Annotated in this window: 2 pseudogenes; one reads left to right on the forward strand and one right to left on the reverse strand. The window is 74.4% G+C overall.

Annotated elements, in window-relative coordinates:
• Window positions 1–713: pseudogene (locus MCM47_RS44530) on the forward strand (SAM-dependent methyltransferase); the annotation flags it as partial.
• Here MCM47_RS44530 and MCM47_RS44535 read toward each other — a convergent pair.
• Window positions 710–1,004: pseudogene (locus tag MCM47_RS44535) on the reverse strand (polysaccharide deacetylase family protein); the annotation flags it as partial. The pseudogenes MCM47_RS44530 and MCM47_RS44535 sit on opposite strands and share 4 nt — an antisense overlap.

Here is a 1,004-nt window from a genome sequence, read left to right on the forward strand (position 1 = left end):
CCCGCCGCACCTCGCGCGGCCGGGTCTTCGACCCCGAGGCGTACGCGCCGCCGCTGTCCTGGGCGATCGAGGCCGGCCGGCGCACCCCGGTCGGGGCGCTCAAGGTGGCGCCGGGCATCCCGCACGAGGCCGTCCCGGCGGACGCCGAGGCCGAGTGGGTCTCCGACCACGGCGACGTCAAGGAGGCGGTGCTCTGGTTCGGCACCCGCGCCGAGCGGCCGCACCGCGCCACGCTGCTGCCGCAGGGCGCCTCGCTCACCGGCGGCGACCTGCCCGACCCGCCGGCCGGACCGGTCGGCCGCTACCTCTACGAGCCGGACGGCGCGGTGATCCGCGCCCACCTGGTGGCCGAGGTGGCGGAGCAGGTCGGCGGCCGGCTGATCGACCCGAAGATCGCCTACGTCACCTCGGACGAGCTGGTCGCCACCCCGTACGCGCACGCCTTCGAGCTCACCGACGTGCTGCCGTTCCACATCAAGAAGCTGAAGGCGCTGCTGCGCGAGCGGGCCGTCGGCACCGTGGTGATCAAGAAGCGCGGAATGGCGATCACCCCCGAGGAGCTGCGCCGCCAGCTGAAGCCGAGCGGCCCGAACACCGTCACGGTGATCCTCAGCCGCACCGACCACGGCCCGCTGATGATGCTCGGCCGGCCCGTCAGGGCCGACGCCCCGGCCCCGGCCGACGCCCCGGCTCCCGACCCGGCCGCCTCCTAGGAGGCCGGCGGCTGGATGTAGTCCTCCAGGCGGGCCACCGCGAAGCCCTGCTCCTGGATCCGGGCGAGCATCTCCCCGAACATCTGCGTCATGGTCTCGCCCTTGAGGTCCTTCGGGCCGCGGAAGTGGGCGAGCACGATGTCCCCGGGCCGCAGCTTCTTGTCGGCCGCCTGGTACTGCATGTCGTGGATCTGCATCGACTCGCGCCAGAGCACGACGGCCCGCGGCCCGCACTGCTGCACCGCGGTGTTCAGCGCCGGGGTGTTGGCGCCGTCCCCGTACGGCGGGCGG

The organism is Kitasatospora sp. A2-31 (assembly GCF_022288725.1).
Classification (GTDB): domain Bacteria; phylum Actinomycetota; class Actinomycetes; order Streptomycetales; family Streptomycetaceae; genus Kitasatospora.